General features: G+C 58.6%; 15 protein-coding genes. 12 read left to right on the top strand and 3 right to left on the bottom strand.

Annotation, left to right across the window (positions count from 1 at the left end; genetic code table 11):
* Positions 1-218 precede the first annotated feature (218 nt).
* From sctW to HBN79_RS12705, 12 genes are all read left to right on the top strand, one after another.
* Positions 219-1,250 carry a type III secretion system gatekeeper subunit SctW gene (gene sctW, locus HBN79_RS12760; RefSeq protein WP_095019667.1) on the top strand — a complete coding sequence of 344 codons (1,032 nt, stop codon included), beginning with the start codon at positions 219-221 and terminating at the stop codon, positions 1,248-1,250.
* Positions 1,247-3,340 (top strand): type III secretion system export apparatus subunit SctV, encoded by a 2,094-nt coding sequence (gene sctV, locus HBN79_RS12755; protein ID WP_169916767.1) that lies wholly within the window; start codon positions 1,247-1,249, stop codon positions 3,338-3,340. The genes sctW and sctV overlap by 4 nt, the downstream gene beginning before the upstream one ends.
* A gap of 35 nt (positions 3,341-3,375) precedes the next feature.
* Entirely contained in the window at positions 3,376-4,293 is a 918-nt protein-coding gene (locus HBN79_RS12750) for an FHA domain-containing protein (protein WP_346010140.1), read from the top strand.
* Positions 4,290-5,648: a FliI/YscN family ATPase gene (locus HBN79_RS12745; RefSeq protein WP_169916766.1), complete on the top strand. Its 1,359-nt coding sequence runs from the start codon at positions 4,290-4,292 to the stop codon at positions 5,646-5,648. The genes HBN79_RS12750 and HBN79_RS12745 overlap by 4 nt, the downstream gene beginning before the upstream one ends.
* Complete coding sequence (locus HBN79_RS12740) at positions 5,635-6,081, top strand: YscO family type III secretion system apparatus protein (protein ID WP_095019664.1); 447 nt, start codon at positions 5,635-5,637, stop codon at positions 6,079-6,081. The genes HBN79_RS12745 and HBN79_RS12740 overlap by 14 nt, the downstream gene beginning before the upstream one ends.
* Positions 6,060-6,446, top strand: a complete 387-nt coding sequence (locus HBN79_RS12735; RefSeq protein ID WP_169916765.1) for a type III secretion system HrpP C-terminal domain-containing protein — start codon at positions 6,060-6,062, stop codon at positions 6,444-6,446. Before HBN79_RS12740 ends, HBN79_RS12735 begins: the two co-directional genes overlap by 22 nt.
* The gene (locus HBN79_RS12730; protein ID WP_169916764.1) at positions 6,446-7,435 is read left to right on the top strand and encodes a FliM/FliN family flagellar motor switch protein; all 990 of its coding nucleotides are present in this window, start codon (positions 6,446-6,448) and stop codon (positions 7,433-7,435) included. The genes HBN79_RS12735 and HBN79_RS12730 overlap by 1 nt, the downstream gene beginning before the upstream one ends.
* Positions 7,432-8,085 carry a type III secretion system export apparatus subunit SctR gene (sctR, locus tag HBN79_RS12725; RefSeq protein WP_095003191.1) on the top strand — a complete coding sequence of 218 codons (654 nt, stop codon included), beginning with the start codon at positions 7,432-7,434 and terminating at the stop codon, positions 8,083-8,085. Before HBN79_RS12730 ends, sctR begins: the two co-directional genes overlap by 4 nt.
* A gap of 7 nt (positions 8,086-8,092) precedes the next feature.
* Positions 8,093-8,353 carry a type III secretion system export apparatus subunit SctS gene (gene sctS / locus HBN79_RS12720; RefSeq protein WP_095003190.1) on the top strand — a complete coding sequence of 87 codons (261 nt, stop codon included), beginning with the start codon at positions 8,093-8,095 and terminating at the stop codon, positions 8,351-8,353.
* 12 nt (positions 8,354-8,365) lie between these two features.
* On the top strand, positions 8,366-9,163 hold the full coding sequence (gene sctT, locus HBN79_RS12715; protein WP_169916763.1) for a type III secretion system export apparatus subunit SctT: 798 nt from the start codon (positions 8,366-8,368) through the stop codon (positions 9,161-9,163).
* The gene (sctU, locus tag HBN79_RS12710) at positions 9,160-10,257 is read left to right on the top strand and encodes a type III secretion system export apparatus subunit SctU (RefSeq protein WP_095019661.1); all 1,098 of its coding nucleotides are present in this window, start codon (positions 9,160-9,162) and stop codon (positions 10,255-10,257) included. The genes sctT and sctU overlap by 4 nt, the downstream gene beginning before the upstream one ends.
* Positions 10,258-10,325: 68 nt before the next feature.
* Positions 10,326-14,648, top strand: coding sequence for an AvrE-family type 3 secretion system effector (locus HBN79_RS12705; protein ID WP_262372428.1), 4,323 nt, complete (start codon positions 10,326-10,328; stop codon positions 14,646-14,648).
* Positions 14,649-14,780: 132 nt separating this feature from the next.
* Here the strand turns inward: HBN79_RS12705 and hrpT are convergent, their stop codons facing one another.
* Genes hrpT through HBN79_RS12690 form a run of 3 tightly spaced genes read right to left on the bottom strand, consistent with a single transcriptional unit; the run spans position 14,781 to position 17,220 of the window.
* Positions 14,781-14,984 carry an HrpT family type III secretion system protein gene (gene hrpT, locus HBN79_RS12700; protein ID WP_095019660.1) on the bottom strand — a complete coding sequence of 68 codons (204 nt, stop codon included), beginning with the start codon at positions 14,982-14,984 and terminating at the stop codon, positions 14,781-14,783.
* Positions 14,981-16,966 (bottom strand): type III secretion system outer membrane ring subunit SctC, encoded by a 1,986-nt coding sequence (sctC, locus tag HBN79_RS12695; protein ID WP_262372427.1) that lies wholly within the window; start codon positions 16,964-16,966, stop codon positions 14,981-14,983. The genes hrpT and sctC overlap by 4 nt, the downstream gene beginning before the upstream one ends.
* A gap of 35 nt (positions 16,967-17,001) precedes the next feature.
* Positions 17,002-17,220 (bottom strand): type III secretion protein HrpF, encoded by a 219-nt coding sequence (locus tag HBN79_RS12690; protein ID WP_095019658.1) that lies wholly within the window; start codon positions 17,218-17,220, stop codon positions 17,002-17,004.
* Between the last annotated feature and the right edge of the window lie 4 nt (positions 17,221-17,224).

The raw sequence follows: 17,224 nt of genomic DNA, 5'->3' as shown, positions 1-17,224 counted from the left end.
AGGTTTTTAACAGGCGCGGTTGTGCCGGATCTTGCGTAGCGGACCTTGTGCGTGCGCCAGTTTTTTCAAAAACATGCCAATGCTACTGCCAGGGAACCGCTTGCCTGTGATCAACCACACAGGTCAATGAAACCTCCTGACTTGGCAGCGCTATGAAAGTTGAAGGGCGAAACGACACCGCGCAGATCCTGCTCTCTTCTCGGAGCGTTGGGGGGCAGATGCCCCAGTCTTCTGCGCAAAGTGCCGCTGAAGAGGTTGGCATGTTGTTCAGCCAGAAAGCCGAAAGCAGCAGCAAGGCATTGGCTCAGCGCGTGCTGCGCACGGTAGATAACCGGGTGCAGAAGGTTGAGGGTATCCAGCAGTTAAACGAGCTCTATGAGCAACTGGGGCATCCCGCTCAGCTCAGCCTGGGGCTGCTGACCCGGCACGTTCGTCTGGCACTGGCGTCAGACTCAGGGGTCGAAGCCTTGCTGGCGTTGACCGGCGACGACCCGGCCCGCACCAGTGTTGTCTTGCAGTACATGGTTGCTCAGGCCCGGGCACAAGGGCGTGAAGGTGATATCGAGCGGGTGCAGAAGGTTCAGGCACAGTTGCATACCCGCTATGACCGGCAAATTCAGGCGGGCCTGAATATTGCGCTGGCGCTGGCAGCAGCCGAAGGCGATGCCGCGCTGCGCCAGGCTGTTCGCACGCTGTATTACTCCAGTGTGGTGCGCAAACAATCACTGCCGAGCATTATCCAGGCCTTGCTGGCTTTATTCGATGAAGAGAGGGTCAACGACGGGTTGCGCGTGATGGCGCGCGCGCTGGCGGATGATATCGCCGCCCACCGGCCCTCGGTGCCGAGCATCAGGCTGCGTACTCTGTTGAGCGGGCTTCAAGGCTGCACCCAGTTGAGCAGCCTTTTGCACAGTTGCCGGTGGTTTATTGAGCGATTGTCATCCCGCGAACGGCAGGCCGAACTGTCGCCAGTCTCCCTGTTGCAACGTCTGCTGGGGTATGCGGGCACGGGCATCGATAGCGATGAGGTGCAAAGCCTGAGTCGTGAGTTGGGTGGCGAAAACCTTTCCAGTCAACTGGTCTTGCTCAATCAAGTTTATCCGTTGATTCAGCGTCTCCCGTTGGCCGTTTGGAGTGACCCTGCAAGCCGTCAGGACGCATTGCAGTCTTTTTTGAGCTTGATGGGTGAACACACTCAGAGCGAAGGTATCGTCCAGCTGTCGGCAGGGCTGACGAGACCGATTCGATGAGGCTCGTCAAATGGCTCAGTGAAGGCCCTGGCAGGGTGGCAAGCCCGGGCGAAGTGCTCGGGGCCGTGGCAGTGCTGGGCATTGTTTTTATCTTTATCGTGCCCTTGCCGACCTGGCTGGTGGATGTGCTGATCGCGCTCAATATGTGCCTGGCCAGCCTGTTGATCGTGCTGGCGCTTTATCTGCCCAACCCTTTGGCATTTTCCACATTTCCTGCACTTTTGCTGCTGACCACGATGTTTCGTCTGGCGTTGTCGATTGCCACGACCCGCCTGATCCTGCTGGAGCAGGATGCGGGCGAGATCGTCGAGGCCTTTGGCAACTTTGTGGTGGGGGGGAATCTGGCGGTGGGGCTGGTGATTTTTCTGATCATCACCATCGTCAATTTCCTGGTGATTACCAAGGGTTCGGAACGTGTCGCTGAAGTGGCGGCGCGCTTTAGCCTGGATGCGCTGCCGGGCAAGCAGATGTCCATCGACAGTGACCTGCGTGGCGGGTTGATCGATGGTGCACAGGCCCGATACAAGCGTGACCAGTTGTCCCGGGAAAGCCAGATGTTCGGTGCCATGGATGGCGCCATGAAGTTTGTCAAAGGAGACGCCATCGCAGGCCTGGTGATTGTGCTGATCAATATCCTCGGCGGGTTTTCCACGGGGGTAGTGCAACACGGGATGAGTGCTGGCGAGGCCATCACGCTGTATTCGGTATTGACCATCGGTGATGGTCTGATCGCGCAAATTCCGGCGCTGTTGATTGCCTTGACCGCGGGGATGATCATCACCCGTGTCGCCCCCGACGACCAATCGCCAGGCAGCCATGTCGGGGCACAAATCGGCCAGCAGATAACCCGTGAACCCAAGAGCTGGATGATCGCATCGGCGGCCATGCTGGCCTTCGCCGCCCTGCCGGGAATGCCCGCCCCGGTGTTTGGCTTGATTGCCCTGTGTACGTTTGCGCCGGGTTTTTACTGGTGGTCGCGAAGCCGCAAGGCTGAGGCGTTGGAGCCGGCGCAAGCAGTGCAGGTGGCCCCTGAACACAACGGCGACGAAGATCTGAGAGTGTTTGATCCGACACGCCCGTATCTGCTGCAGTTCGCCAGTGCCCATCAAAGCCTGGAGCTTACTGAGCGGCTGATTCACGGGATTCGTCAGGTGCGCAACAGTATCGTCACCCGTATCGGGGTGACACTTCCCAGTTTTGAAATCGAATACAGCGACGTGCTGCCCGAGGATGAGTTTCGCTTTTGTGTTCACGAAGTGCCCACGCTCAAGGCGACTTTTGATGAACGACGGGCCGTGGCACGGGACAGTGTCACGGATGCTCCTCAGAGTGCTCTCAGAGGCAGCGAGCAAAGAGATGAACGGGACTGGCTATGGCTGAACCCCGGTGATCCGCTGCTGGCCCGGGAGGGCGTCGAGTCGTTCAGTGCCCATGCCTTGATTGTTGAGCGCATGCGTCAAGCCATGATGATCAGCGGGCCGCAATTTTTGGGGTTGCAGGAGAGCAAGTCGATTCTCGGCTGGCTTGAGCACAGCCAGCCTGAGCTGGTTCAAGAGTTGCAGCGGATCATGCCGCTGTCCCGGTTCTCTGCCGTTCTGCAGCGCCTGGCCAGTGAAGGCGTACCCCTGCGGGCGGTACGCCTGATTGTCGAAGTGCTGACCGAACATGGCCAGCACGAGCGCGAAGTGTCAGCGCTGGCGGACTATGCGCGGATTGCCCTGAAGTCGCAGATCTATCATCTGTACAGTCAGGCTGACGGTCTGCATGCCTGGCTGTTGTCTGCCCATAGCGAAAACCTTTTTCGCGAGGCATTGCGCCAAACCCAATCGGGCGTGTTCTTTGCCCTGGACAATGAGCACAGTACGCAACTTGTGGCGCTGCTCAAGGAGGCTTTTGCACCGCGCAAGTGCGACGCAAGCGTATTGCTGGTGGCGCAGGATCTGCGCAGCCCGTTGCGCACGCTGTTGTTCGATGAATTCAACCATGTGCCGGTCATGTCTTTCGCCGAGTTGACCGGCTCGGCCAAGGTCAAGGTGCTCGGGCGTCTTGATCTGCAATTCGACGGTGTGCTGCGCGAGGCCGTGTCTTGAGTCCGGGGCATGGCTTACCTGATGGCGCAACCGTGGTGTTCGATTCGCAGCAGCCTGGCCTGCTGTTCGAGTTGCGAGTGCTGAGCGGTTTGCATGAGGGGGCTGCACTGCCTTTGTTCGGTGAATGCTGGAGCATCGGTGCCCATCAAGATGCCGACCTGGAGTTGTACGACCCTGGCGTTGAAGCCAGGCATGCCCGGTTGCACTGTGTGGACGGGCGCTGGACAGTGCAGGCGCAGGAAGGTCTCTTGCAGGATGAAACCGGCACTGCCCGGGCACAGATTGCCGATCTGGCTGCGGGTAAGGCGTTCGCCATTGGCGGGATACGCTTGTGCATCGCCAATACGCAAAGTGCCTGGGTGGATGAGCTGGCAGAAGTAACCAGGGTGCAGAGCGAAACGGCCGCCGCGCGCTCGGGCATGGTGCCTGCGCGCCGCCCTGGCAAGTGGCTGGCGCTGGCCCTGAGCGTGTCGGTGCTGATATTGGCGGCACAAGTCTGTCAGCCTTCAAACACGGCACAGGCACTTTCTCCGAAGCCATTGGCTGTCAGTGACAGGCGTCAGCTTGCAACAACGTATCAGGTCCATCAGCAATTACTCAAGATGTTGATCGAGCGTGATCTGGACAACGCCATCCGGCTGCAGATGGTTGATGAGCAAATCATCCTGGACGGTGATGTCGGCAAAGACTCGCTGGCACTGGTCTCGCGGATGCTCGATCGCTTCGAGGCGCAGTTTGAAACGCCGGTTGCGATCATTAATCAGGTCCAGGAAATCTGCACGGTACTGCCCTTCAGGATCGTCCAGATAATCGGTGGCCAAAAGGCCCATGTTGTATTGGCCGACGGGCGTAGGCTGTTTTTTGGTGACGAAGCGCAGGGTGTGCGCCTGACTGCGATCGACAACCGCCGAGTACTGTTTGAAGGCGCGCAGCGCTATGAGGTGAGCTGGTGAACGGCACGATTGCTGAGCGCCTTGAGCGCTGGCGGCAACGCCAGTTCACGCACCTGGCGGGTTTTTCACCGGTGACCCTGAGCGGTCGGCTCCTGCGGATCAATGGCATGCTGCTGCAATGCTGCCTGCCCCAGGCCCGCATTGGCGAGCTGTGCCGGGTTCAGGCAGGGAGCAACGCATGGATACTGGCAGAGGTCATCGGCTGCGATCAGCAAGACGCCACCCTCAGTGCTTTGGCGAGCCTCGAAGGAATATGCGCAGGGGCGGCCGTTGAACGCTTGGGGGCTGTGCATCAGGTTCGCGTCGGCAATGATCTGCTGGGGCAAGTGCTCGACGGGTTTGGCCGACCGCTTGCCGGGGGCGACGGGGGGGGCTTCGCCTGGCGGCCTTGTGAGGAGGCCAATGCTGTTGTATGCGAGGCGCCCCTGGCCACTCAGAGGCCGCGCATCGGTCGCACTTTGCCAACAGGGGTACGGGCCATTGACGGGTTGTTGACCCTGGGTGAGGGCCAGCGGGTCGGGCTGTTTGCCGGTGCCGGTTGTGGCAAGACCACCCTGCTGGCCGAAATCGCCCGCAACGTCGAGTGCGATGTGATCGTGTTTGGCCTGGTTGGCGAGCGCGGTCGCGAGCTGCGTGAGTTTCTTGACCATGAGCTGGATGAGGGGCTGCGGGGCAAAGCCGTGCTGGTGTGCGCAACCTCTGATCGCACAAGTATGGAGCGTGCGCGGGCAGCCTTTACCGCAACTGCTCTGGCCGAAGGTTTCCGACGCAAAGGCCGGCGGGTTTTATTGTTGATCGACTCATTGACGCGCTTTGCCCGCGCTCAGCGGGAAATCGGTCTGGCCGCTGGCGAACCCTTGGGCAGAGGCGGGTTGCCGCCCTCGGTTTACAGCCTGTTGCCACGTCTGGTAGAGCGCGCAGGCCTGACTCGCGAGGGGTCTATCACCGCGATCTATACCGTACTCATTGAGCAGGACTCCATGGGCGATCCGGTAGCCGATGAGGTTCGATCCTTGCTGGACGGGCACATTGTGTTGTCCCGCAAACTGGCAGAGCGCGGTCACTATCCGGCGATAGATGTGCTGGGCAGCCTGTCACGGATCCTGAGCAATGTGGCTGCGCCAGAACATATGCAAAACATGGCCGCGTTCAGGCGATTGCTGAGCGCGCATCAGCAGATCGAACTGCTGCTCAGGCTGGGTGAGTACCAGGCGGGCAACGATGCCCTGACCGACCTGGCCGTCGAGAGCCGCCAGCGTGTGGAGGCCTTTTTGCGTCAGGACTTGCGCGAGCCTGCAACGTTTCAGGAAACCCTGGAGCACTTGAGCGAGTTGACTGCCCATGTGCCCTTCTGAAAACCGCCCGCCTGCCACCGAGCCCTTGCGGCGCCTGCGCCAACATCGGGCCGATCGGGCTGAGCGTTTGTTGCACATCAAACGTATGGAGCTGCGAGCCCTTGGCCTGAACATTGAGCAGGCCCGTTCGGCGGTTGAGCAGGCCAGGCAAAACGAAAACCGGCAGCAAGCCGAACTGACCGGCCGGTACCAGGGGCAGGTGGTGTCGCCCAGGACCCTGTCGGGCTGGGACGAGTCACAGCGCCAGTGGGCGGCTCAAACAGCGCAGCAGGCAAGTGCCTTGCAAGCGCTGCTCGAGCAGCAGCGCGTGGTTGCGATCCATGTCGAGAGTGCCCGCCAGTACGCGGGTGAATGCCAGAGAAAGGTCGAAAAACTTCTGGAATTGTCGATGTTGCTGGCAGAGGAGGCGGGATGGCCGAGTCATCAGGAGTAAACCCGGTGCCGTTGCCATTGGCCCGGTATCTGCCTGCCGCCCCGGCGCGCGCAGCCGACTGCAAACTGTTTGCAGACAGCCTGGCAGGCGCGGATAGGGGCTTGGCACAGGTGTTGTCCGAGGCACTGATGCCCCGTGCACCGGGGGCAGGGCCATGGCCAGTGCAATTTGTGCTGCATCTGGCACATCGCGGGCGGGTCAGTGTCAGCGCCCGTTATGAACATCATGGCTGGCTGATCATTTTAAAGGCGCAGCAATCCGCCACCCGACAATGGCTCTCCCGTCAGCAGCAACCCTGTCAACGGCGTCTGGCCCGTGCCTTGGGGCAGGTCGTCAGGATCCGGTTACTGCAGGAGTGCCAGTGATGACGGTAGCGCCGATCACCTTGCCACAGCTGGACGCAACCACGGTCCAGGCCTGTTGGCGGTTGGGTCGTGGCCTGCGCTATTCATTTCAGGTCGCAGGCGAGCCCGGTGAGCTTTTGCTGGAACCGGGGCGGGCGCCAGGGGGTGGTGCGTGTGTCTCGTTCGAGAGCCGCTGCGGGGTCTTTACGCTCAGTGATGCAGGGCCCTTGCTTAGCCTGTTTGGCGAGTGCCCGGTGGTGCTGGCCGAGACCGGCAACGATCCCCGGTCATGGTTTTGGGCGCACTTTGAGCAGCGCATGAGTGCGCAGTTAAGGGCGCTTTTTGGCTATCTGCGGCCCCTTGCCGACAGGCAGGTGGGCGCATTCGAGTGCTGCCTCAGTGTAGTGCTGGGCCCATCGCGAAGTGTCGGCCGATTGATGCTGGCGGCCCACAGCCTGTTGGCGCTTTGCGAGGCGGGGCAATGGCAGGCAGTCAAGGCGCCGTTGCCCGATTGCTTTGCCGTGCCTGTGCCCGTGGTGCTTGGCTATCTGCCGTTGACGGTTGAGCAGTTGCGCAGGGTACGACCAGGCGACGTGCTGGTGCCGGAGCGCCTGTTGTTCAGCGGTGATGGCGTGGGGCAGTTGAGGATTGGGCGGTGGCGGATCACATCGCAAATTGATGATGAAGGCGGGCGTCGCTGCCTGACCGTGTGTGCTCTCGAGGAGTCGGCTGTGGAAGAGGTGATGTTTGCGGGTACGGACGTTGAACGGCATAAAGGCAATGAGCCGTTTGAAACCTTGCAGGTAGAGCTGAGCGTGCGCTGTGGCGCACTCAAGTTGAGCCTGGGTGAGCTGCGCCAGTTGGCCCCCGGCATGGTGTTGAGCATCGAGGGCTATGACACGGGCATGGCCGGGTTGTATTACGGCGACCGGCCGATCGGTCACGGGCAGTTGGTGGAGGTTGAGGGGCGCCTTGGCCTGCAACTGTCGCGCATCAGTTTTTCGCAATGACCGTTCAAGGGATCGATCCCTTTCTGCTGGCGCTGTTTCTCGGCGGCCTGTCACTGATGCCCATGCTGCTGATGGTGTGCACCGCCTTCCTGAAAATCTGCATTGTGTTGATGATTACCCGCAACGCCATTGGTGTGCAGCAGGTGCCGCCGAGCATGGCCCTTTATGGAGTTGCCCTGGCTGCAACGATGTTTGTCATGGCACCGGTGGGGTATGAAACCGCCCAGGCCCTCAAGCAGACGCCGCTGGATATGAGCAGTGTGCAAGCCTTGCAGGAGAGCGGGGAGGAGGCGGTAAAGCCCTTGCGGGCCTTTATGGCACGCAACACTGCTCCCGATGTGCTGACCCATCTGCTGGATAACACTGCGCGTCTATGGCCTGCGCAACTGGCGCAAGAGGTCAAGCGTGACGACCTTATCCTGCTGGTACCGGCATTTGTGCTGTCGCAGCTACAGGCAGGGTTTGAAATCGGTTTTCTGATTTACATCCCCTTTATCGTGATCGACCTGATCGTCTCGAACCTGTTGTTGGCGCTGGGCATGCAGATGGTCTCGCCCATGACCCTTTCATTGCCGCTCAAGCTGTTGCTGTTTGTGCTGGTTTCGGGTTGGACACGTCTGCTCGACAGTCTGTTCCTGTCCTATCTGTGAGGCGTCCATGGAGCCGATTTTGCTGTTCAAGCAGGGCATGCTGCTGGTGGTGGTGCTGTCTGCGCCACCGCTGATCGTGGCTGTAGCGGTGGGTGTGCTGACCTCGCTGGTGCAGGCGCTGATGCAGGTACAGGACCAGACGCTGCCCTTCGGCATCAAACTGGTTGCAGTGGGCGTCACGTTGGCGCTGACGGGGCGCTGGATCGGGGTTGAGCTGATTCAATTGATCAACCTCACCTTTGACATGGTCGCCCGCTCGGCGCTTTAGAGGGAACACCCGATGGCCCCACAGATTGCGTTTCTCGAATACCTGCCCAGCCTCGCCATTGCGATGGCGCGCCTGTATCCCTGTTTTTTTCTGATCCCGGCATTCTGCTTCGAACATGTGCGCGGCATGCCCCGGCATGTCATCGTTTTTGCGCTGGCCCTGATACCTGCCCCGGGTATTTATCACGCCTTGTCGGGCGTGAATTACACCCTGCTGGCGCTCGGCGGTCTGATGCTCAAAGAGGCCATGCTGGGCTTTTTGCTGGGCATGCTGCTGTCCATGCCGTTCTGGCTGTTCGAGTCGGTAGGGGCTTTGCTCGATAACCAGCGTGGTGCCCTGATCGGCGGGCAGCTCAACCCTTCGCTGGGGGCGGATGCCACACCTGTCGGGCACCTGTTCAAGCAACTGAGCATTTTTTTGCTGATGGTCACCCTCGGGCTGGGCAGCTTGACCCGGGGGATCTGGGACAGCTACCTGATCTGGCCCCCCACGCTCTGGTTACCGACCATTGCTGCGGATGGTTTTGCCGTGTTTCTTTCTTTGCTCGGCGATACCTTCACGCATCTGCTGCTCTACGCCGCGCCCTTTATTGCGCTGTTGTTGTTGATCGAATTCGCTGTTGCCCTGTTGAGCCTCTACAGCCCGCAGTTGCAGGTATTTGTGCTGTCGATGCCGGCCAAAAGCCTGGCCGGGCTGGGCTTTCTGCTGCTCTACCTGCCACAACTGGAGGAGCTGATCGTGGGACGGATGAGTCTGCTGGGGGATCTTGGGCACGCACTGGGCCAGCTCTTCAAAGTAGGTGAGTCATGAGCGATTCGGGTGAGAAGAAATATGACGCCAGCCAGAAAAAACTGCAGGACCAGCGCAAAAAAGGCCAGGTTGCGCAAAGTCAGGACATCGCCAAACTGCTGACGCTGGCGGTTATCAGTGAGGTCGCCTTGATCACGGCTCAGAACAGCCTGCAGCGTTTTGGCCAATTGCTGATGCTGCCCGTTTCACTGGTCGGGCAACCCTTTGGTCATTCGCTGCAGGCCGTGTTCGTCGAGGCGGGTTACCTGTTTTTTGACTTCGCCTTACTGATGACCGGCGTTGCAGTCTTGATGAAATTAATCAGCAGCTGGCTGCAATTCGGCTTTCTGTTTGCCCCTGAAGTCCTGATCCCGGACTTCAACCGGCTCAACCCGGTCAATCAGGCCCGGCAGATGTTTTCGGCCCAGTCACTGTTGACCCTGCTCACCGGCCTGATCAAGGCACTGCTGATCTGTGCGGTGCTTTACCGAGTGATCGGGCCTTCCCTGGGGGCGTTGGTCGGGTTGGTCAACGCTGACTTGCCGGGCTATATCGTCGCGCTGATCGCCTTGTTCCGGCATTTGCTGCATGTGTGCCTTGGCCTGCTGCTGGTGCTAGCAGTGGTTGACCTGGCGTTGCAGCGGTATTTTTTTGCCCGGCGCATGCGCATGACCCATGTCGAAGTGGTCAAGGAGTACAAGGGCATGGAAGGTGACCCACATACCAAGATGCTGCGTCGGGCACTGGCCCAGGAGCTGGCCCATGAAGAGCCTGTGGCCCCGACTCCGCCGTTGGAAGAGGCCGACATGCTGCTGATCAACCCTACGCATTTTGCCGTGGCGCTGTACTACCGGCCGCCACAGACGCCTTTGCCGACCGTGATTGCCAAGGGGGCTGATGCCCGGGCACGGCGAATGATCGACAGGGCACGGGCAGCAGATGTTCCGGTGATTCAGTGTGTGTGGCTGGCTCGCACGCTGTATGGCATCGAGACCGGGCATTGCATCAGCCGCGAGACCCTGCAGGCGGTTGCGCTGGTCTACCGCACTCTGCGAGAACTGGATGATGACGAGCGCCGTGAAGTCATCGAGTTGGCGGAACTTGAGCAACGCTGATCGGGGCAGGAACCGGGCGCTATTACATGGTCACTCACTCTTCATCAGCCAGTCAGAGTTGAGCAGTCATGGACGTCAATTTTTTTGAACCCGCAAAGCCAGCGCCGTCAGAAATGCGCGGCACAGCCTCCCCGAACACTTCTGGCCCCACCGAATCGGTGCAAATGACCGGTTTTCGTCATTATCAGCAGCCCTCTCTGGCATTCAGCGCCAGCCTGGTTGAAGGAAAAGTCGTGACCCAAGGCTCGTATGTGGGCCAGGACATTGCCGCCCAACTGAATCAGTTGTCCAGGCCGTTCAAGCAAGATGCCACTTACGCAGGCCCTGCCCGGAACCTGCGAATCAGGGACGACAAATTTAATGTATTTCATATCCAGTCCACCCCTGCGGCCGCTGCAGTACTTAAAAGCAGTCTTCCCCTGAGTTTTTACCCGTCGCCCCCGATCAATCCCGGGCGTGCCCATCTGGGGCAGATAAGCGGTGTGCAAACAACCGCCGAAGGCGGCCAGTTTCGTGTGGTCGAGCAACGCCTGTACCGGTTAGAAGCACAGACGCTTCGTTGGTTGCCCGACAAGGACGAGGCCCGATACAGCCGTATTGGCTTGAGTGCTCAAGGGCAACTGATGAAAGTGCCGCAGGGGGTCGCAGACATGAGCATTGATGGTAAAACGCAGGCGAGCCTTGAGGGTTTCACGCTAAAAATCAGCCGCGACACAGCCGATGCTGCTCTTTGTCTTGTTCCCGTCAACGAGTCGGGTAAACCGGTGCAACTGGCGCATCTGGGGCTGGCGGGTGATGTGCTGTACGCCTCGACACCTCAGGGTGAGTTTTTGTGCGCGAACCTGCGCAATGCCGAAGACGGGCAATTGGTCATGCGCCCTGAACCACTCGATAATCTTGAGCAGCTGCATCAGGGCGCAGTCAGCATCAAGGGCTTTATGCATGATGATCAAGGCCGGCTCAACGCCCTTGTCCTCGACTCCCGCCGCCAGTTACACAGCACCCCTTTGAGCCATGGCCCTGATCAGGCATCGGGCTGGAACCTCAGTGATGTGATCCTCAGAGTGAACGACACAGGTTTGCCCGAGCCAGGGCTGCAGACACTCGCCGGTAGTGTGGACCTTGGGCCGCGGGGCAAGGTTGCGCTTGAGGGCAACACATTGCTGTGCTGGAACGAGCGCTCACAGCAATGGGATAAAAGCGCTCACCACAATGTGGAGCGACTGGAGCGTGGCCTGGATGGTCGCGCTTATGTATTGCAAGGTGCAGAGCTGAAAGCGCTGGCAATCCATAAAACGCGGGATGCTGCGTACAGCGGTGCCAGTTATGACCTGACACCTGTTAATGATGCTCATGCCCATATCAACCTTGGTGGCGCCATGGTTGAGAATAACGAGCGAAAGATCACCGGTTTTGCTATCGATAACGCCAGGCAATTTGTAACGCTTGATGCTGAAAACAAGCTGATTGCCCACGTCAACGGAAAGGCCAGGGTCTTGACCTTTACCCGGCCTAAAGAGCTTGTGGCGCTGGCACTTGACCGTCAGGGAGATCTGTATGCACAGACCGGCGCCGGCGAACTGCTCAAGCTCGACAAGGCTCACTGGCAAACCCCTTGCACCTCAGCGCTCACCTGGACTCCCGTGCCGGTGCCGGACAATGCGCCGGTCAAGTCGTTGCGTATGGGAGCAGGTCAGCAATTGATCGTCAGCTGGGGTGAAAACAATGCGCAACAAAAAAGATGGGGTGAACACTATCGGCAGTTGATTGTTTCAGCGGATGGCGACCCGCAATGGAAACCTTTAACGGCACACTCAAACACCCCCGCGAGATCACTGGGTACGGTGTTGGGCAACGCTGAGTTGAAGAGTCAGGACAACGGCACCTCCTGGGCCGTGACCTCCGATTGTTTTGGCCACAAGACTGAAGCCCTGTCGGTTGATCGTGGGGTTATTAAAAGTGCTTTAGCCCATTTTCATCCTGTTCAGGGGATCAAGAATATCGGCCTTGGTATCCAGCATGATGTTAAAGGGCGACGCGGGCTGGCAGACCTCTACGCGGATGTGCGGGAACTGCAGGGGCTATTGCGTACGCTGGCGAGCGTGACACCCCGTACGATGGATATTTCAAGTCGCCTTGACCGCCTGGGCGAGGGCAAGCCAACCCAGGCCCTGGCCACAAAACTCAAGCATTTTATGAGTCAGGTAGAAGAGTACAGCGTGCAATTGGCCAGGCGATTGGGCGACATCAAGGGAGCCCGTGTGATCCCGGATTATCTGCCCACAACGAGTGGCAAACCCACTGAAGGCTCAGCGAGCAACCTGTCCCGAATTCGCCAGTCCTTCGAGAATATGGGGTCTTCAAAGTCTGATATCACAGCGGCCTTGCTGCGCAGTTACGAAAAACAGGGAGTTTGTTTGTCGTTGCACGACGCTGGCCTGAAACGTGATTTGAGCAATTCGACCGGGCTGATCGAGAGCGATTTGATTCAGCACGCCCGCACACTTTTCAGGCTGGTCAAACTGGTCGACCGGCTGGAGGGTAAAGCGCCTGATCAGGCCGAAATAACAGCCCGCCTGGAGAGTGCGATAGAGGACTATCAAAGCAGCCCGGTACACAAGAAAACATCGCAGAACATCAATGGATTGAAGCAGGCAGAAACGCTCTATAACAACTTCAAGTTGTTGGCCAGGGACTTGGGTACCCCGGGATCAGCGCTCAATTTTCATATAACCACTACCTTGGGGCTCAATCCACAAGAGACGGTCAAGCAGGCTCTGCTGCAATGCATTCAAAAGTCTGAAAGCGGCCAGTCAGTTGCATCGAGCCGGAGCAAAACCTTATCGGCATCCCTGTTCTTACTTCCAGTCCCGTTGCTTGAAATCATAGGGGGTGTTTCAAGAGACAAAACCAACGGTATAACGCTGACTCGAACCGATCAGGGGGTCAGCGTTGACATCAATATGGGCACAGGCCATACCGTCACTGGTTCTGTAGGCGTCGGTAACATGTTGCTTCCCTCCGAGGTGCCACTCGAAGGCCGGCTCAGGGTAGGGGCTGAGACTACATTGGCGTTGACGCATGAAAACGAGCAAAGCGTCAGCTTTGATATCAGGGAGGCAGATTTTCCCGCAATGATGGCCATCCTCACCGGGGAGAAAGGGAACGTTTTCGACTTGCTGGATCTTGGCAGCAATCACAAGAGCGGCACGAGCTCGAAAAATGCTTTGGGCTGGAGTGTGTCAGCTCATGTGCAGCCCCGCTTTCACATGTTGATGCCGGAAACCTCGAATACACCTGGTGGCCTGGTACGTACTATGGTGAATGCGGGGGGGGGGCTTCAACTGTTTCATGTTGATCAACGCAGCGCTGTCGTCTTGGGGCAGGATGAAATAACCCGGGCCCAAAGCGTGAATACCCAATGGTTAGCCAGAGGCAGTGCCTCTTTAGGTATGGCGCCGGCCAATGGCGCCTTGTGGACTCAGCTCGGTGCCGATGGACCTACGTGGGTGCCGTATATCACGAGTGATTCTTCGTTCACCCTGGGGTTTGATCGCAGTGTTGCCCGCAGCATGCGTTTTACCTTCAAGCAGCCTGCTGTGATCGATCAGGCGCAAGTCAATGGATTACGCGATGCCTTGTCCCGGCATTCTGCGCCACTCAAGCAACACCTGACCTCGTTTGCAGCACAGGGCCCACTGGTGGAGCAACTGCAACATCTGCATCGTCTATTCATTCAGCTACCGTCACCCGCTACCCGTTCTGAAGAGCACCATGCCCTCAATGAACAGCTGCAAACCTGCCTTCACCAGGAGGCGCTGGCCGCACAAGGTCGGCGAGCACTCAAATCAGTTGAAAGAACGGTTTCCTATGTGGGGGTAAAAGGTGGCCCTGACCATGAGTGGCTGAATGACGCTGCGCCTGCTAACAAGGCGGCAATTCTCCGGCTGTTTGCCCAGCAGCCACAATTCGAGCGGATCATCAACGACCTGGAAAGCAGCCAGGGCACCTCGGTAGTGATCAGGCTGGAGGTCAAGCCGAAGGTGCTGCGCATGATTGACAATCAGATAGGGGATGGGCCTAACGCCATAAATGATGTGCAAAAGGCCCTGGAAAACCCGGACAACCTGCGGATTAAAACCTTGGCTGTAAGCTATACGGCAACTAGAACCGACGCTATGAAGACCCCCATTCCTCTTGTGGCCTACTCCAGCAGGGCAGCCTTGAGCAATTCCTGCAAACTCCTCAACATTGAGTTGAAATACGGTATGGATCAGAACACTCCCTTGCGCGTTGAGTTCAAGGATACGTTGCCCTCGGCTCGTATTCGGGAGCTGAATCCCGAGCAGCTTGACCAAAAGATCCGGCATGGCCGCAGCCCTTTGATGTAATGACAATACCGGCCTGGCTGATAATCAGACAGGCCGGTACATGGGGGTGGGGGCTAAGACTCTGCGCAGGATTGGATGCGTGGGTTTGAATGTCTTCAGATCACCGGGGCAATGGGTCGTTGCACGGTTGATCTAGGGTTCCAGAGGCACAACGTGATGGTCTGAACGTTCAGCATACGAGCCTGTATCTGTACGCATGTGTGGTGGCCACCAGATCACCAGCGTCCTGGCGCTGGAGGCCGGGCGCGCGCACAGGTCTGTACGGCAATCCGAGGTGCAGCCTTGCAACAGTCCAGCCAGGGCCGCCGCCATGGCAACTGCGATCAGCCGAGTCATGGCGCGACCTCCAGCAATGATGGCCGAGACACGCTTGATTGTTCGTCGGGCTCGGGTGCTCGTGTCGCGATAAACACCTCCGCACGTTCGCCGGGCGCCAGCCACGGAGTCGGCCAGACACTCACCGCCAGGGTGCCGGCAGTGCTGCAATCACGTTCATCGACGCGCACCCGGCTCTGGCTCTGGTTGTGCAATACCAGTACGGCCACGTTGTAGTCCTCACTTTCGTACCACTGATGACGCTCGGTATCGACCTTCAGAGACGTGAACGCTTTGCACAGGCTGCCCGTCCGGGTCGGCATCGGCATCGCTGTGAACCGGCCAGGCACGTGGCCCGTGACCAGTTGACGGAACACCCGGGTAATATCGGAGCGCTGAATCACTGGCTGCTTCGCATCACGCCGTCTCAATGGGGTCAGCGCTGCCTCCAGTTGCGCCTGATCCGATTGTGGCAGGTAGCGGGCAGGGTTGGTCTGGTCGCCAATCAGGCGGGGTGTCAGGATAAACAGTCGCTCACGGCGATTTTTAGTGTTCTGCGTGGACGAAAACAGCAGCTTGCCCAGCCATGGGATATTTCCCAATACGGGGACTCGATTGCGGCTGTCGACCTCTTCAGCGACATGAAAACCGCCGATGACCAGGGATTGTTTTTCGTGGATCACTGCCTGGGTACTGATGTTGCCTTTGCGAACATCCGGTGTGGAATGCTGCCCTGTGTTATCGGCAAAGGTGCCGTCTTCGATATCGATGATCAGGTGAATCTGATTGGCGCCACTGGCTTCGATTACCCGGGGTATGACCTGGAAACTGGTGCCGGTGGTGACCGGCATGATGTTGGCCACGCCCTCACCGACGGCCTGGATATATTGCGTGCGATTGAAATCGATAACAGCGGGCTGGTTTTCCAGGGTCATGATCGAGGGGTTGGATACCACCGTTGCCAGCCCGCGGGCTTCAAGCGCCTTGATCTCGGCTGCAAAACGGTCAGCCTGGATCATGGACACGGTTGTCGAGGAAGTGCCAGACAACCCAGTAGCCATCCCGAAACGGCCGCTCTGAAAGCCCCATTTCGTCCCCAGTTCGTTGAGTTGGGTGCGGTTGATATCGATAATCACGGCGTCTATTTCCACGAGTTTGCGCGGGACATCGAGCTTGGCGATCAGTGCCTGATAGAGCGTCCCGCGTTCGCTGGCGTCGTAGATCAACACGCTGTTGTTACGTACATCGGCCTCCACGCGGATGGCGTTCAGGCCTGATGATTTCAAATCGGCGGTGAGCGCGGGCAGTGGTGGATTGCTTGAATAAGGCATGGGGGAGGCCGTGCCGGATACTGGCGAGGGGCCGGGGGAGGGAGCAGCGAACGGGCTCGATGACTTGGTATCGAGCAACCCGCGCAACAAGCTGGCGATACCGGGCACACTCAGTTTTTCGCCCCGATAATCGATCTGCCGGTCTGCCGCATTGGCGAACTGCAGTGTGAAAGTCAGCACATCCTGTTTATTGGCGGGTTCTGCCCGTTTGCGACTGAACTGCCTGATCTGCTCGATATAGCGTTTGGGCCCGGACACCAGTACCACGCCGATATCCGGCAACTCGCCCCAGCCGAAACGCTCATCCAGCAGGCCTATCCGGGTCAGGGCCTGCTTCAGATCGGCAATGGTATCGTCCGCAACTTCAAGGCGGCTCGTGGTCTGCTGGTCAAGCGAACTGATGTAGAGCGTGTTGTTATGCACAAACCACTGGAAACGGTGTTCCAGTGCAAGCCGCTCCATTAAACCGGTGAGCGTGTCGGCGCGTAGCTTGCCGTTTACGACGCCTTGAAGCGCGCCATCAATCTGTAGTTGCAGGCCCACGGTATGGGCAAAGGCCCCTAGAAAATCAGGCACTGACAGGTTATTGGCTTCATGGGCATAAGGCGTTTTTTGCCACTCCTGTGGAACGGCGGCCATCGCCCCGTTGGCTAGCAAAAAAAGAGCTGGCAACAGGGTCCGTTGCAAGGAGTGCTTGAACCTGAGCATCACTGCACGGCATCAATAATGCTTTTGGTCAGGCTGTGCTTGAATCGGGTTTGCTCGTTGATCGAGAAACTGGCAATGGCCATTTTTTGTGAAGCGTCGAGGAAGCGCTGCATGTCTTCGGGGCTTGCTTGATTGTTCAGGGCGATCTCCTCCAGTTTTTTTTGGGCCTGGATAAAGCGGGTGTCAATGCGACGCTGAATGCTTTCGAACGAAGCCATAGAA

It is taken from the genome of Pseudomonas sp. WS 5051, assembly GCF_012985715.1.
In the GTDB taxonomy this organism is placed as follows: Bacteria; Pseudomonadota; Gammaproteobacteria; order Pseudomonadales; family Pseudomonadaceae; genus Aquipseudomonas; species Aquipseudomonas bubulae.
Note: the sequence above shows the minus strand (reverse complement) of the source record. Positions and strands in the feature narration are given on the sequence as shown.

Excerpts from the sequence above, each read along its gene's own strand:
- sctW (WP_095019667.1), top strand. The coding sequence starts at position 219 with ATGCCCCAGTCTTCTGCGCAAAGTGCCGCTGAAGAGGTTGGCATGTTG.
- sctV (WP_169916767.1), top strand. The coding sequence starts at position 1,247 with ATGAGGCTCGTCAAATGGCTCAGTGAAGGCCCTGGCAGGGTGGCAAGC.
- HBN79_RS12740 (WP_095019664.1), top strand. The coding sequence starts at position 5,635 with ATGTGCCCTTCTGAAAACCGCCCGCCTGCCACCGAGCCCTTGCGGCGC.
- HBN79_RS12735 (WP_169916765.1), top strand. The coding sequence starts at position 6,060 with ATGGCCGAGTCATCAGGAGTAAACCCGGTGCCGTTGCCATTGGCCCGG.
- HBN79_RS12730 (WP_169916764.1), top strand. The coding sequence starts at position 6,446 with ATGACGGTAGCGCCGATCACCTTGCCACAGCTGGACGCAACCACGGTC.
- sctR (WP_095003191.1), top strand. The coding sequence starts at position 7,432 with ATGACCGTTCAAGGGATCGATCCCTTTCTGCTGGCGCTGTTTCTCGGC.
- sctS (WP_095003190.1), top strand. The coding sequence starts at position 8,093 with ATGGAGCCGATTTTGCTGTTCAAGCAGGGCATGCTGCTGGTGGTGGTG.
- sctT (WP_169916763.1), top strand. The coding sequence starts at position 8,366 with ATGGCCCCACAGATTGCGTTTCTCGAATACCTGCCCAGCCTCGCCATT.
- sctU (WP_095019661.1), top strand. The coding sequence starts at position 9,160 with ATGAGCGATTCGGGTGAGAAGAAATATGACGCCAGCCAGAAAAAACTG.
- HBN79_RS12705 (WP_262372428.1), top strand. The coding sequence starts at position 10,326 with ATGGACGTCAATTTTTTTGAACCCGCAAAGCCAGCGCCGTCAGAAATG.
- hrpT (WP_095019660.1), bottom strand. The coding sequence starts at position 14,984 with ATGACTCGGCTGATCGCAGTTGCCATGGCGGCGGCCCTGGCTGGACTG.
- HBN79_RS12690 (WP_095019658.1), bottom strand. The coding sequence starts at position 17,220 with ATGGCTTCGTTCGAAAGCATTCAGCGTCGCATTGACACCCGCTTTATC.